1 protein-coding gene is annotated in these 523 nt (G+C 41.3%); it reads left to right on the forward strand.

The window, feature by feature from the left end:
- On the forward strand, positions 1-523 hold a 523-nt coding region (locus ACWIW0_RS11350), incomplete at both ends, for a hypothetical protein (protein WP_454453400.1).

Raw genomic sequence — 523 nt, forward strand, 5'->3', positions numbered from 1 at the left:
ACTTCAGTGAAGTGACTGCAGACAAAACCAACGCAGGTGAATTGACGGCTACTTCAGCAACAGTGAATGGTCCTACTACGCTAAATGGTACGGCTACAGTTAAAGATAAATTAACAGCTGAAAAAGGTGCAACCATCAGTGGTGGTAACCTTGAAATGAGCGGTAATAAAATCACAGGTTTAGCTGAAGGTGTTGATGGTAAAGATGCGGTAAATGTTGAACAGCTTGGCAAAGCCAAAACTGAACTGACAGAAAAAGGCTTGAAGTTTAAAGGTGAAACAGGTGATGAAATCCACAAAAACTTAGGCGAAACACTTGAGATTGTTGGCAAAGGCAACAACATCAACACCACAAATACGGATGGAAAAATTGAGATTTCTATCTCTGATACGCCAACTTTCACTAACCTCACGACCACCGAAGGTGCGAATATTGGTGGTAATTTAGATGTGGCTGGTCCAGCGACATTTAAAAATAGCGTAACTGCTGAAAAAGGTGCAACTATTAAAGGTGGAGACCTAGT

It is taken from the genome of Ursidibacter sp. B-7004-1 (assembly GCF_053654055.1).